Raw genomic sequence first — 13,713 nt, 5'->3', positions numbered from 1 at the left:
GGATCGTGCGCGGTCAGTGCGCGGCGGCGGTGGCCGGCGCCGCGGCGTTCGGCGGCGTCGGCGACCACGGCGTGGCCTTGGCCGGCTGGCCGGGCTTGGCCTTCTGCAGTCCGCTGACGATCACCTGGTCGCCGTCGGCGAGGCCGTCGGTCACGATCCAGCTGTCGCCGCGCAGGCGGTCGGTCTTGATGCGCTTCTGTTCGACCTTGCCGTCCGCACCGACCGTGAACACGTAGGCACCGTTGGTGTCGCGCTGCACGGCGCGCTGCGAGACGAGCCAGACGTGCTTGAGCTCGCCCATGGTCAGGCGCACGTTGACGAACTGGCCCGGCAGCAGGCGGTGCTGCGGATTGGGCACGGTGCCGCGCAGCGACACGGCGCCGGTGGCGGCGTCGACCGCCTGGTCGGAGAAGTCGAGCGTGCCCGGATCGGCGTACGGCGTGCCGTCGGGCAGCAGCAGTTCGATCTTCGCCTTGTTCTGCTCGGCGAGGTCGACGCTGCCGGCGGCGGCGGCGGCGCGCAGGCTGTCGAGCTGGCCGACGGCCTGGGTGAAGTTCACGTAGATCGGGTCGATCTGTTCGACCGTCGTCAGCAAGGTCGCCTCGCCCTGGCCGACCAGCGCGCCTTCGGTGACCTGCTGCTGGCTGGCGCGGCCGGAGATCGGCGCCGTGACGCTGGTGTAGCCGAGGTTGATCTTGGCCGTCTCGACGTTCGCCTGCGCCTGCTTGACCGCCGCGGCGGCGGTGCGCTCGGCGGCGTTCGCGTTGTCGACATCCGCCTTGGAGAGCAGGCCCTTGGCGGCGACCGAGCGCGCGCGCTCGGCGGCGACGTGGCTGTTCTGGTAGGTGGCCTGCGCCGAGGCGAGGTTGGCGAGCTGCGCGTTCAGGGTCGCCCGCGCCGGCGCCGGATCGATCTGGAACAGCAGCTGGCCTTCCTTCACGTCGGTGCCTTCGGTGTAGACGCGCTTCTGCAGCACGCCGGCGACGCGCGCACGCACGTCGGCGCTGCGCGTGGCCGACAGGCGGCCGGTCAGGTCCTGGGTCAGCGGCACGTCCTGCGCCTTCGCCGCGATCACGCCGACTTCGGGGGGCGGCATCTGCTGCGGTTGCTGCTGCTGGGACTTGCCGCAGCCGGTCGCGATCACGGCGAGCGCGGCGATGCCGGCGCAGGTCAGGGCGCTATGCAACTTCATGGCGAAGTCTTCCTGTTGTAGTCGGGGCTGTTGGGTGCTGCGGGTCGCGGCCATCCGCGGCCCCGGAGATCCGGGAAGCCGGCGTGGAGGCGGATTGCCGTGTCCGATGGTGACCGGCGGCCGAACGGACGGAGCGAAACGGGTTCGATCCGGTTCGGGCGCGGCGAACGCACCGACGCCCGCAGCGTCGGGCGGCGAGACTATACCGATCGGTATAGGAATTGTCACGCATGGCTTCCGATTCTCGCAAACTCGTCGCGTCCGTGTATCGATTTCGCGTGATGCAGGTGTGGCACGGCGCCGGGGCCGCGGCGCGGGCCGATGGTAGCGCGGCGCGATGTCCGCCGTGCTCGTGCGATCGTCATGCTGCGGTCTTCGGCCGGTCATCATGCCTTCGCCGGAGCGGTTCGAGCGTGTCGCGCGCCGCGGTCGGCGACATGCCTCAGGTGGAATAAGCAACGCCGGCGGCATATCCTTCGCGCCCCGCAACCATCCCCTCTCCGGATGCATTCATGACCGCTCAAGGCGCCGCTGCCAACACGCCCGTCGATTCGATTCTCGCCCAGTATCCCGGTCAGCTCAGCGGCGCGCGACTGCGCGACGTGCAGGCGTTCACCAGCGAGTTCCTGGGCCGCGTGCCGGCCGACGAAATCGGCGAGCGCAGTGCCGCCGAGTGGGCCGCCCTGGTGCACGGCGTGCTGGACTTCGCACGCGAGCGGCGCGCCGGCGCGCCCAAGGTGCGCGTGGCCAACGCGGTCGAGGGCGAGCACGGCTTCGAGGTCGCGCGCACGCTGATCGACGTGGTCACCGAGGACGCGCCGTTCCTGGTCGACTCGGTCGGCATGGCGATCAACGCCTGCGGCCTGCAGGTGTATTCGGTGATCCACCCGATCTTCCGCGTCGCGCGCGATCCGGGCGGCCACCTGCTCAGCTTCGGCGTCGGCGACGAGGCCAGCGGCACCGCCGAGTCGATCATGCATTTCGAGGTCGACCGCGTCGCCGAGCCGGCCGAGCTGGATCGCCTCAAGCGCGCCGTGTGCGGCGCGCTCGAGGACGTGCGCGCCGCCGTCGGCGGCTGGCAGGCGATGCGCGAGCGCATGCTCGCCATCGCCGACGAGCTGCCGCAGCGCAAGCTGCCGGTCGACGCTGCCGGCGTCGCCGAGGCGCAGGAGTTCCTGCGCTGGGCGGCCGACGACAACTTCACCTTCCTCGGCTATCGCGAGTACCGCGTCGAGAAGTCGGGCAGCGACGAGGTGCTGCAGGCGATCGACAGCTCGGGCCTGGGCATCCTGCGCGCCGGCGAGCGCTCGCTCGCGCCGCGCTCGCTGCGCACCCTGGTCGCCAAGGACCTGCCGCAGTCCGGTTCGATGGACGCGATCATCCTGACCAAGACCAACGCGCGTGCCAGCGTGCATCGTCCCGGCTACATGGACTACATCGGCGTGCTCGCCTTCGACGACTCGGGCGTGCCGGTGGTCGAGCAGCGCTTCCTCGGCCTGTTCACCACCGCCGCCTACATGGCGCGTCCGCAGGACGTGCCGCTGGTGCGGCGCAAGGTCGAGGCGGTCATGCGCCGGTCCGGACTGCGCCGCGACTCGCACTCGGGCAAGGCGCTGCGCCACGTGCTCGAGCTGCTGCCGCGCGACGAGCTGTTCCAGTGCAGCGAGGACGAGCTGTACGACGTCGCCACCGGCATCCTCGCCCTGCGCGAGCGCCCGCGCACGCGCCTGTTCGTGCGCCGCGACAAGTACGGCCGATTCTTCTCCTGCCTGGTCTACCTGCCGCGCGACCGCTTCAACACCGAAGTGCGCGAGCGCATCGAATCGACGCTCAAGCGCGCCTTCCACGGCGAGCGCATCGATTCCACCATCGCCATCGGCGAGTCGCCGCTGGCGATGCTGCACCTGGTGATCCGCCCGAAGCCGGGCGACAAGGCCAGCTACGACGTCGCCGAACTCGAGGCGAAGGTCGCGCACATCGTGCGCAACTGGCACGACGACCTGCGCGACGCGCTGGTGCAGCGCCACGGCGAGGACAAGGGCCGCAAGCTCGCCACGCGCTACGGCCGCGCGCTGCCGGTGGGCTACATCGAGGAGGTCACGCCGCACGTCGCCGCCGTCGACGTCGAGATGGCGGCCAGCCTGCGCGACGCCGACGACATCCGCCTCAGCCTGCAGCGCTCGCGCCGCCGGCCGGACACGCTGCAGTTCAAGGTGTTCCGCCTCGGCAGTGCGATCGAGCTGTCGGAAGTCATCCCGCTGCTGGAGAACATGGGCGTCAAGGTGCTGACCGAGCAGCTGCACGAGCTCGACGTGCAGGGCAGCCACCTGTACATCCAGGACATCGCCGTGCAGCCGGCGCAGCGCTTCGATTTCGACCTCGACCAGGTGCGCGAGGCGTTCCAGAACGCGTTCGGCCAGATCTGGCGCGGCGCTGCGGAGAACGATGCGTTCAACAAGCTGATCCTCGGCGCGCAGCTGGACTGGCGCCAGGTCAGCGTGCTGCGCGGCTACTGCAAGTACCTGCTGCAGACCGGCGTCACGTACTCGCAGAGCTACATGGAGGAGACGCTGAACCGCTATCCGGCGATCGCCGGCCTCCTGGTCGAGCTGTTCGAGGCCGGCTTCGATCCCAAGCGCGAGAGCGCCGGCAAGCCGGCGATCGAGGCCGCGCGCAAGCGCCTGGCCAAGGAGCTGCAGATCCTGGTCGCCGAGGACGTGCTGAAGGCGCATCCGCGCCTGATCGACGACCTCGTCGCCGCGCGCAGCGAGCCGCGCGCGCAGCAGATCTCCACCATCGTGGCGGCGATCAAGACGCTGCTCGAATACGTCGCCAGCCTCGACGAGGATCGCATCCTGCGCGCCTACCTCGGCGTGATCGGCGCGACGCTGCGTACCAACTACTTCCAGCTGCACGACGGCGTGCCGGCGCACTACATCAGCTTCAAGTTCGATTCGGCCAAGGTGCCGGACCTGCCCAAGCCAAGACCCTACCGCGAGATCTTCGTCTACGGTCCGCGCGTGGAGGGCGTGCACCTGCGCTTCGGCCCGGTGGCGCGCGGCGGCCTGCGCTGGTCGGACCGCCGCGAGGACTTCCGCACCGAGGTGCTCGGCCTGGTCAAGGCGCAGATGGTCAAGAACACGGTCATCGTGCCGGTCGGCTCGAAGGGCGGCTTCTTCGTCAAGCGTCCGCCGGCGAGCGGCGAGCGCGACGCGGTGCTGGCCGAGGGCGTGGCCTGCTACCGCATGTTCATCAACGGCCTGCTCGACATCACCGACAACCTCGTCGATGGCGCGGTGGTGCCGCCGGAAAACGTCGTGCGCTACGACAACGACGATCCGTACCTCGTCGTCGCCGCCGACAAGGGCACGGCGACGTTCTCCGACATCGCCAACGCGGTCAGCGCCGAGCACGGCTTCTGGCTCGGCGACGCGTTCGCCTCGGGCGGCTCGGTCGGCTACGACCACAAGAAGATGGGCATCACCGCCAAGGGCGCCTGGGAATCGGTCAAGCGCCATTTCCGCTCGCTCGGCCACGACAGCCAGAGCCAGGACTTCACCTGCGTCGGCATCGGCGACATGTCCGGCGACGTGTTCGGCAACGGCATGCTGCTGTCGCGGCACATCCGCCTGATCGCCGCCTTCGACCACCGCCACATCTTCATCGACCCGAACCCCGACGCGGCCGCCTCGTTCGCCGAGCGCGAGCGCCTGTTCGACCTGCCGCGCTCGTCGTGGGCCGACTACGACGCCAAGCTGATCTCCAGGGGCGGCGGCATCTATCCGCGCAGCGCCAAGACGATCGCGCTGTCGCCGGAGGCCAGCGTCGCGCTCGGCCTGGGCGAATCGAGCGAGCCGCTGACGCCGGCCACGCTGATGAGCGCGATCCTGAAGGCGCCGGTCGACCTGCTCTGGAACGGCGGTATCGGCACCTACGTCAAGGCCGAGACCGAGACCAACGCCGACGTCGGCGACCGCGCCAACAACGCGCTGCGCGTCAACGGCGGCGAGCTGCGCTGCAAGGTGGTCGGCGAGGGCGGCAACCTCGGCTTCACGCAGAAGGGCCGCATCGAGGCGGCGCGCAAGGGCGTGCTGCTGAACACCGACTTCATCGACAACTCGGCCGGCGTGGACACCTCCGACCACGAGGTCAACATCAAGATCCTGCTCAACGACGCCGTGCAGCGCGAGGAGCTGACGCTCGAGCAGCGCAACGTGCTGCTCGCGGCGATGACCGACGAGGTCGGCCGCCTCGTGCTCACCGACAACTACCGCCAGAACCAGGCGATCACCGTCATGGAGCACATGTCGGCGCAGCGCCTGGGCTCCAACGCGCACTTCATCCGCGTGCTCGAGTCCGAAGGCCTGCTCGACCGCCAGATCGAGTTCCTGCCCAGCGACGCGGAGCTGGCCGAGCGCAAGGCGCGCCACCAGGGTATGACGCGGCCGGAACTGTCGGTGCTGCTGTCCTATTCCAAGCTTAAGCTGTTCGAGCAGCTGCTCGACTCGGACGTGCCCGAGGATGCGTTCCTGTCCAAGGAGCTGGTGCGCTACTTCCCCGAGCCGCTGCAGGCGAAGTACGCCGACCACATGCAGCGCCATCGCCTGAAGCGCGAGATCATCGCCACCGCGGTGACCAACTCGATGGTCAACCGCATGGACGCGACCTTCGTGCTGCGCATGCAGGAGGACACCGGCCAGCCGCCGGCGGCGATTGCCAAGGCGTATTCCGCCGTGCGCGAGATCGTCGACGCGCGCGGCCTGTGGGCGGAGATCGAGGCGCTCGACGGCAAGGTCGCCGAGAGCGTGCAGATCGACGCGCTGCTGAAGATCTGGGACCTGCAGCGCAACCTGACGCGCTGGGTGCTCAACCACCACGCGGGCGCGCTCGACATTGCCGGCATCGTCGAGCGCTACGCGCCCGGCGTGGCCGAGCTGCGCGCCGCCACGCCGGGCGTGCTGACCGCCACCGGCCGCGCCGACTACGAGGTCGACGTGGAGAAGTGGCAGGGCATGGACGTGCCCGAGACGCTGGCCAAGCGCCTCGCGGCGCTGCCGGTGCTCGGCGTCGCGTTCGACATCGTGGAAGTCGCGCGCGAGGCCGGCAAGCCGGTCGAGCGCGTCGCCTCGGTGTTCTTCGAGCTCGGCCAGGCGCTGGACATCGACGGCCTGCGCCGGCAGATCGAAGGCCTGCCGGTCGACAGCCGCTGGCATGCGCAGGCGCGCGGTTCGCTGCGCGACGAGCTCGCCGCGCAGCATCGCGCGCTCGCCGCGCAGATCCTGGCGGCCGCGCCGGACGACGTCGCCGATCCGGTCGCGCCGTGGCTGGAGCGCGACGATCCGACGCTGAAGTTCACGCTCGGCCTGCTCGGCGAGATCCGCACGCAGTCGGTCGACTATCCGATCGCTTCGGTGGCGCTGCGCCGCTTCGCGCAGCTGGTACAGGCCTCGGCCAAGAGCTGAGGTCCGTGCGGGGCCGGGCCGGAAGCGGTCCGGTCCCGGGGGAGGGGCATTGGAACCGGGTGCGTCGCGGCGGCGTGCGTTGCCGTCGCTCCCGCGGCATCTGCGCGAGTTCGCCTCGCGCCGCGAGGCGTGGCTGGTGCTGGCGCGCAACGCGGTTCCCGTCGTCGGCGTCTACGCCTTCGGCTGGTCGGCGCCGCTGGCGGTCTTCAACTACTGGTTCGACGGCCTGAGCGCGCTGGCCGCGATCGTCGCCGCGCTGGTGCCGCGCGCACTGCGCGAGACGCGCTCGCGCGGCGACGGTGCATTGCGGCAGTGGGCCGGCGGAATCCTGGTCTGGCTGGTGCTGGTCGGCGTGCTCGGCCTGCCGTACTGGCTCGTGCTGATGCCGCTGCACGACCTGCTGCTCTCGCCCGAGCTGCTCGGGCAGCTCGTGCATTCGCCGCAGCTGCTGCTGACCTTCGCCGCGATCGCGGCGATGCACGCGTGGAACGCGTTCGACGCCGGCTACGACGCGATGCCGGAAACCGAGCTGAAGCAGCGCGTGCGCTGGGACGTGTACCTGCTCGTGCTGCGCGCGGTGGCGATGTTCATGATGGCGTCGTCGGCCCTGGTCGTGTTCCTGGTGCCGGCGATGGCCCTGCTGCTGAGCTATTTCGAGATCTGGCCCGGGCGCGTGCTGACGGTGATGTTCGGGGACGCGTCGAGACTGCACGAGGACGTCCCGGGCGAGCCGGCGAAGAAGCGCCGCCGTCGCGCGTCCTGATCGCCGACGCCTGCTAAGCTTCGCGCACTCAGCGGGGAGCCACGTGGACACGCATCGCATCGCATTCGTCGCCAGCCCGACCGAGGAAGCGCAGGCCGCGCTGGCGGCCTTGAGCGCGCGCTACGGCGACGTCCCGCCGGATCAGGCCGAGGTCATCGTCGCGCTCGGCGGCGACGGCTTCATGCTGCGCACCCTGCACCGCCATCGGGCGCGCCGCCTGCCGGTGTACGGCATGAAGCTCGGTTCGGTCGGCTTTCTGATGAACCAGCACCATCTCGACGACCTGCAAGAACGCATCCGCCGCGCCCAGGCGACGGTGCTGCGGCCGCTGGTCATGGAGGCGGTTTCCGAATCGGGCAGCACCGCCACCGCGCTCGCCTTCAACGAAGTCTCCCTGCTGCGCCAGACCAAGCAGGCGGCGCACGTGCGCGTGTCGCTGAACGGCGTGGTCAAGCTTCCCGAGCTGATCTGCGACGGCGTGCTGGTGGCGACGCCGGCCGGATCGACCGCCTACAACCTGTCCGCGCACGGGCCGATCCTGCCGTTCGGCTCGCCGCTGCTGGCGATGACGCCGATCAGCCCGTTCCGTCCGCGGCGCTGGCGTGGCGCGATCCTGCCCTCGCACAGCGAGATCTCGATCGAGATCCTCGATCCGTACAAGCGGCCGGTCAGCGCCACCGCGGACTCCAACGAGGTGCGCGACGTGGTCGAGGTGCACATCCGCGAATCGCGCGAGGAGACCATGACCTTGCTGTTCGATCCCGAGCACGGTCTGGAGGAGCGCATCCTCAACGAGCAGTTCGAGCTCTAGTCCGGCGCGATGCGGCTGCGCGCACTGGCGATCGCCTGCCTGCTCGCCGCGACCAGCGCCTGCTCGAGCCTGCGCTACTACGCGCACGTGGCGCACGGGCAAGTGGCGCTGCTGGCCAAGCGCGAGCGCGTCGCCGCCGTGGTCGCCGATCCGCACCGCGACGCGAGGCTGCGCGAGCGGCTGGCGCAGGCGCAGCAGGCGCGAGCCTTCGCCTCGGACCGGCTCGGCCTGCCGCGCAACCGCAGCTACACCAGCTACGTCGAGCTGGGGCGTCCGTACGTGACCTGGAACGTGTTCGCGACGGCCGAATTCTCGGTCGAGCCGGTCACGCACTGCTTTCCGTTCGCCGGCTGCGTCGCCTACCTGGGCTACTTCGAGCGCGCGCGCGCCGAGCGCGAGGCGGCGCGGCTGCGGGCGCTGGGGGAGGACACCTCGGTCGAGGGCGCGGCTGCCTATTCGACCCTGGGCTGGTTCTCCGATCCGATCCTGTCGAGCATGCTGCGCTGGAGCGACGACGAGCTGGACGGCACGATCTTCCACGAGCTCGCGCACCAGGAGCTCTACGTGCGCGACGACACCGCGTTCAACGAATCCTATGCGAGCTTCGTGCAGCAGCAGGGCCTGCGCGAATGGCGCGCCGCGCGCGGGCTGCCGCCGCCGGACGAGCACGAGGACGAACGCGACGCGGCGTTCACGCGCCTGGTGCTCGACTTGCGCGAGCGGTTGAAGGCGCTGTACGCGACGGAGCGGCCGGAACCGGAGCTGCGCCTGGCCAAGCAGGAAGAATTCGCCGCATTCCGCCAGCGCTACGCGCAGCGGCGCGACGCGGAGTGGGGCGGCAGCCGTCGTTACGACGCCTGGGTCCAGGCGCCGCTGAACAACGCCAGTCTGGTACCGTTCGGTCTCTACGAGACGTGGATTCCCGCCTTCGCGCGCCTGTTTCGCGAGGCCGGCGGGCAATGGCCGCAATTCCACCGGCGCGCCCGCGTGCTGGCGGACCTGCCCAAGGCCGGGCGCGACGCCGAACTGGCGCGTCTGGCGGCTGAACGCTGAACAATCGTGTCCGGATCCTTGCTTGATCGGCGCAGGTCAGGACTTATTTACTGCAGCAGGCGTAAGGTAAACGCCGTCGAAGTCGAGGGTTGCGCCATGAAGCGTGGATTGAAGAACGGTTTCCTCAAGGCGGGCATGCTGCTGGCGATGCCGTTCGCGCTGGCCGGCTGCTACTACGAGCCCGGCTACTACACGCGCGGCGATGCCTACTACGGCACCGAGTACTACGACGGCGGCTACTACGGCCCGGCGGGGTACTACGACTACTGGCCAGGCTACTACGGCTACGGTTCGTCGCTGGGGCTGGGCTACTACTACGGCGACGACTACTACTGGCGTCACCGCCACGACCACGACGGCGGCTGGAACGACGGCCGCAACCGCGGCAACTGGGCGCCGCCGAGCGGCGGCGACCGCGGCAGCGGAGCGACACGGCCGCCGCGCGGCATGTCGGCGCTGCCGTCGCGCAGCCCGGGAGCTTCGGCGCCGTCACGCGGCATGATCCCGTCGGCCCCGTCGCGCAGCAGCATGGGCGCGCCGTCGCGTGGCGTTTCGGCGCCGGTGCGCAGCATGCCCAGCCGCAGCAGCGGCGGAAGCTCGGGGCGCAGCGTACGCTGACCGCGACCGCGGGCACCCGCCCGCGGTATCCGCCTCAGTACCACTCCAGCAGCGACACGCCGAGCCCGAAGTACCAGGCGCGGTGGTTGTAGTCGATCAGGCTCTGGCCGTAGCCGTCGAACAGCTGCAGATGGCCGCGCAGGTCGCCGGCGATCGGGAACGCCCATTCGAACTGCAGCGCGCCGCGCGAGCGGTCGCCGCCGCGCAGCGAATGGCGCGCCATCAGCGCGAACTCGTGGCCGTTCCACACGTGCACCAGCTGCAGATCGCCGCGTCCGATGTAGTCGCTGATGTCGGGGTTGTCGTCGTTGTCGTCGTGCACGCGCCACCACGGCCGCAGCATCAGCGTCCAGCCGTCGCGCTCGAAGCCCAGGTTCAGCATGACGCGGTTCCAGCTGCGCGACAGCGGCAGGCCGCGGCCGTTGGACTGGTGGTTGACGGCCAGGCCGAACAGGCGGCCGTTCCAGCCGAGCACGTCGTAGTTCGTGCGGAACGTCAGCATGACCTCGGGCTCGTAGTTGGTCTCGCTGAACGGCCGCGACTGCGCGTCGTTGTAGAGCTGCCAGTGCGAGACCTGGGTGTAGCCGGTCCACAGGTCGCCGTTGTCGCCGAAGATGTTCTCCCACAGCTTGGTCTTCAGGCTCAGCTGGTACACGGTTTCGATCGCCTGCAGGTTGCGCGATTGGGTCACCGTGCGCCCGGGGGCCGGAGTGGAGGGTCTCTGGTTGGTGTCGCTGGTGTAGAACACCGGCAGCAGATAGACCGGCTTGTAGGCGCGGATGTGGAACTCGCCCTGCTTGCTCGATTCGTCCAGTTCCCAGCGGCTGTCGAGCAGCGAGCGCACCACGGGATGCTCGTCCGCCGCGACCGCGCGCGTGGCCGGCTCGTGCGGGAAGACCACGTTGCGCGTGCCGGCGATCGCTCCGGCTGACGGCGCGGCGGCAGGGGCGGGCGCCGGGCGCTTCAGCGCGAGGTCGTAGCAGCGCAGGCGCGCCGCGTCGTCGGCGAGATCGACGCAGCGCGCCGCGTCCTCCGCAGCCGGCGCGGCCAGGGCCGCGAGCGGCATCTGTGCGAGCAGCGCGAACGCGACGCACGGCATCCATGACTGGCGGCGAATCCGCATCGGCACCTCCGAAAGCGTCCAGGGCGCGCGCAGGGTCGCACAAGCGGCCCGGCGGAGGGAACTTCGCCTCAGCGCGCGCGCGCCCAGCGCTCGTATTCGGCCTTGGAGATGCGGCCGTCGCGATTGGCGTCGGCGTAGATGAAATCGTTCGCCAGCGGCGGATAGGCGGCCGCGTCCTCGCTGGTGACGTAGCCGGCGCCGCGGCGGTCGAGTTGGGCGAACGGCGGCGCGGGTCCGAAGTCGTGCGGCTGGGGCTGGCCGGTGTGCACGACCAGCTCGCCGCGCGAGGTCTGGTACGTGGTCGTGCGCGCATCCGAGCCGGATTGCGCGAAAGCCGCCGCGCAGGAAACGAGCAGCGACATCGGGATCAGGACACGAGTGTTCATGGGATCACCTATGCGGATCGTCGTGGATGGCGAAACCGCGGCCCGAGCGCATGCCGGCTCGTGTGCCGCCAGCTCCGTCGCACCGATCCTAGCGGCGGCAACCTGAAGCGCGGGTGCAGCGGCGGGCGGCGCCGCGTTGTATCGTTCGCCGCTTGCCGAAGAGGTGATTTCTTGCAGATCGCGCCGCCGGACTCCGCGCCGCCGCGCCCGTCACGGGCACTGGCGGCGATCGCCGCGTTCAAGCTGTTCAAGGCGGTAGCTTGCGGCCTGCTCGCGGTCGTCGCGTTCCGCCTGCTGCAGCCGGCCTTCGCGGCCGGGATCCAGCACTGGCTCGAAACCCTGCACTGGCTGACGCGCTACGGCCTGGCCGTGCGGCTGACCGACCACCTGCTCGGCCTGGACGCGCGCCAGTTCCTGCTGCTCGGTGTGGTCGCCACCGGCTACGCGGCGCTGTACCTGGTGCAGGGCATCGGCCTGTGGCGCGGGAGACGCTGGGCGGAGTATCTGGTCGTGGTCGAGAGCAGTCTGCTGCTGCCGGTGGAGATCTGGGAACTGCTGCAGCGATTCACCTTCTTCAAGCTCGGCGTCCTGCTGGTGAACCTGGCGATCGTCGCGTATCTGGTCCGGCTGCTGCGGACGACGAGGCGCCGGTGAGGGCCGCGGTCCGCGCCATCGTCCTCGCCTCGCTGCTCGCCGCGGCCGGTTGCGGACGCGAAGCGCCGCAACCGGCCGGGGTTTCCGTCGCGCCGGCGGCCGGCGCGGTCGCCACGCCCCCGACCGAGATCGCCGAGACGGCGCCCGCACCGATCGCGCCGCGTCCGGTCGAGGCACCGCCTCCGCCCGGTGCGGCCTGCCTGGCGGGAACGGTGAAGGAGGCGTCGCCGCGCGCGCGCGCCGTGCACCGCTGGGTCGACGCCGCAGGCATCACGCACTACTCCGACCAGGCGCCGCCGCGCGACGCGCGCGAGCACCGGTTGATCGACCTGCGCCAGCCGCCGCCGATCAGCGTGCAGGCGTCCGGCTTCGACGCGAACCTGCCGGACGAGCTGCAGCGACGCGCCGTCGCCGACGCGCTCGGCGTGCAGCGCGTGCTGCGCGACGCGCTCGCGGTAGTGCCGCCGCCCGGCATCGCCCTGCGCGTGGTGTTCGTCAGCGACGGCGAGGCCTACGGACGGCTGATCGGAAACCCGTCGCTGGCGGCTTCGGCCGGGGCGTATTCCACTGCCCAGCGCACGATCTTCGTGCGCCGGCAGGAACGCGACGAGGCGAATTTCGCCGTGCTGCGGCACGAGATCACGCATGCGCTCGTGCACGAGTCGATCGGCAGCCTGCCGACGCCGATCAACGAAGGGCTGGCCGAGTATTTCGGCCGCTACCGCGCGGCCGGAATGGGCGGCCAGATCGAGGTCGGCGCCGGCCGCGAGGCGATCCTGGCCGCTGCCGTGTCGGGCGACGGCGGCGAGGCGCTGGTCGACCTGCTGGCGCGGGAGGGGGAGGGCTTCTACGCGCTGGACGCCGGCGCACCGGAGCGCGAGCGGCGCTACCTGCGCGCGTACGCGCTGATCGCGGTGCTGATGCGCGACGCGCCCGGACGCGCGGCGCTGACCGAGCTGCTGGCGCGGCAGCGCGCCGATCCGTGCCGCACCGTCGCGGCGGAGCGGATTCTCGACGAGCGTTATCCCGCAGGGCTTTCCGGACTCGCCACCGCCTGGGCCGCATTCCTGCGCAATCCGCCGGACGATATCCGCGCCTATTAATCGTCGGCTATAGAGTGCAGATGCGAATGGGGATTATCCGAACGGCACCTGCGCAGCCGGTTATCCGTAGCGCCAAAATCCCGTCCGCCAGTGCGAGTTTCGATGATTAGGCGGCATCTACCGTCAAAACCGCGAGTCGGGTAGACTGAAATCGCTGTGTTTGCACGGTCGCTCGCGATTCATGACCCGATGCAGCGCCGATCGACGATCCGCTTCATCGCTTCACCGTAAGCCTGCATACCCAGTGGTCGACATACCCTGAGTGGGGATGAATGGTTTCAATCGGTCAAACGGTTAATCAGCGGAGAGTTTATGTCGGATCGTCAGGTGGGTACCGTCAAGTGGTTCAACGAGAGCAAGGGTTTCGGTTTCATCAGCCGTGACAACGGGCCGGATGTGTTCGTGCATTTCCGCGCGATCAGCGGCACCGGATTCCGCACCTTGCAGGAAGGCCAGAAAGTGTCGTTCCGCGTCGTGCAGGGCCAGAAGGGCCTGCAGGCCGAGGACGTGACGCCGGCCTGAGTCGTCGGGAATTCAATCGGAAACGG

Annotated in this window: 11 protein-coding genes; 8 read left to right on the top strand and 3 right to left on the bottom strand. The window is 70.1% G+C overall.

Annotation, left to right across the window (positions count from 1 at the left end):
• Positions 1 to 13: 13 nt before the first annotated feature.
• Entirely contained in the window at positions 14 to 1,192 is a 1,179-nt protein-coding gene (locus tag ACFO6Q_RS09555; RefSeq protein ID WP_380020431.1) for an efflux RND transporter periplasmic adaptor subunit, read from the bottom strand.
• A 512-nt stretch (positions 1,193 to 1,704) separates the two neighbouring features.
• Between ACFO6Q_RS09555 and ACFO6Q_RS09550 the strand changes: the two genes are divergently transcribed.
• The 5 genes from ACFO6Q_RS09550 (at position 1,705) to ACFO6Q_RS09530 (ending at position 9,899) form a co-directional block, all read left to right on the top strand.
• Positions 1,705 to 6,654 carry an NAD-glutamate dehydrogenase gene (locus ACFO6Q_RS09550; RefSeq protein ID WP_380020430.1) on the top strand — a complete coding sequence of 1,650 codons (4,950 nt, stop codon included), beginning with the start codon at positions 1,705 to 1,707 and terminating at the stop codon, positions 6,652 to 6,654.
• 79 nt (positions 6,655 to 6,733) lie between these two features.
• The gene (locus tag ACFO6Q_RS09545; RefSeq protein ID WP_380020429.1) at positions 6,734 to 7,417 is read left to right on the top strand and encodes a hypothetical protein; all 684 of its coding nucleotides are present in this window, start codon (positions 6,734 to 6,736) and stop codon (positions 7,415 to 7,417) included.
• Between the two features lie 43 nt (positions 7,418 to 7,460).
• Positions 7,461 to 8,228: an NAD kinase gene (locus ACFO6Q_RS09540; RefSeq protein ID WP_380020428.1), complete on the top strand. Its 768-nt coding sequence runs from the start codon at positions 7,461 to 7,463 to the stop codon at positions 8,226 to 8,228.
• Between the two features lie 9 nt (positions 8,229 to 8,237).
• A complete protein-coding gene (locus ACFO6Q_RS09535) occupies positions 8,238 to 9,281 on the top strand; it encodes an aminopeptidase (protein WP_380020427.1) in 1,044 nt (347 codons plus the stop codon).
• A gap of 96 nt (positions 9,282 to 9,377) precedes the next feature.
• Positions 9,378 to 9,899 (top strand): hypothetical protein, encoded by a 522-nt coding sequence (locus ACFO6Q_RS09530; RefSeq protein WP_380020426.1) that lies wholly within the window; start codon positions 9,378 to 9,380, stop codon positions 9,897 to 9,899.
• Between the two features lie 34 nt (positions 9,900 to 9,933).
• Here the strand turns inward: ACFO6Q_RS09530 and ACFO6Q_RS09525 are convergent, their stop codons facing one another.
• Positions 9,934 to 11,022 carry a phospholipase A gene (locus ACFO6Q_RS09525; protein ID WP_380020425.1) on the bottom strand — a complete coding sequence of 363 codons (1,089 nt, stop codon included), beginning with the start codon at positions 11,020 to 11,022 and terminating at the stop codon, positions 9,934 to 9,936.
• A 68-nt stretch (positions 11,023 to 11,090) separates the two neighbouring features.
• Positions 11,091 to 11,408, bottom strand: coding sequence for an EF-hand domain-containing protein (locus ACFO6Q_RS09520; RefSeq protein ID WP_380020424.1), 318 nt, complete (start codon positions 11,406 to 11,408; stop codon positions 11,091 to 11,093).
• Positions 11,409 to 11,579: 171 nt separating this feature from the next.
• On the opposite strand from ACFO6Q_RS09520, the gene ACFO6Q_RS09515 reads away from it, so the two are divergent.
• The 3 genes from ACFO6Q_RS09515 (at position 11,580) to ACFO6Q_RS09505 (ending at position 13,687) form a co-directional block, all read left to right on the top strand.
• Positions 11,580 to 12,062, top strand: a complete 483-nt coding sequence (locus tag ACFO6Q_RS09515) for a DUF2127 domain-containing protein (RefSeq protein WP_380020423.1) — start codon at positions 11,580 to 11,582, stop codon at positions 12,060 to 12,062.
• Positions 12,059 to 13,165, top strand: coding sequence for a DUF4124 domain-containing protein (locus ACFO6Q_RS09510; RefSeq protein WP_380020422.1), 1,107 nt, complete (start codon positions 12,059 to 12,061; stop codon positions 13,163 to 13,165). The genes ACFO6Q_RS09515 and ACFO6Q_RS09510 overlap by 4 nt, the downstream gene beginning before the upstream one ends.
• Positions 13,166 to 13,477: 312 nt before the next feature.
• Positions 13,478 to 13,687, top strand: a complete 210-nt coding sequence (locus ACFO6Q_RS09505; protein ID WP_380020421.1) for a cold-shock protein — start codon at positions 13,478 to 13,480, stop codon at positions 13,685 to 13,687.
• Positions 13,688 to 13,713 lie beyond the last annotated feature (26 nt).

This window comes from Dokdonella ginsengisoli (assembly GCF_042652785.1).
Taxonomy (GTDB): domain Bacteria; phylum Pseudomonadota; class Gammaproteobacteria; order Xanthomonadales; family Rhodanobacteraceae; genus Dokdonella_A; species Dokdonella_A ginsengisoli.
Note: the sequence above shows the minus strand (reverse complement) of the source record. Positions and strands in the feature narration are given on the sequence as shown.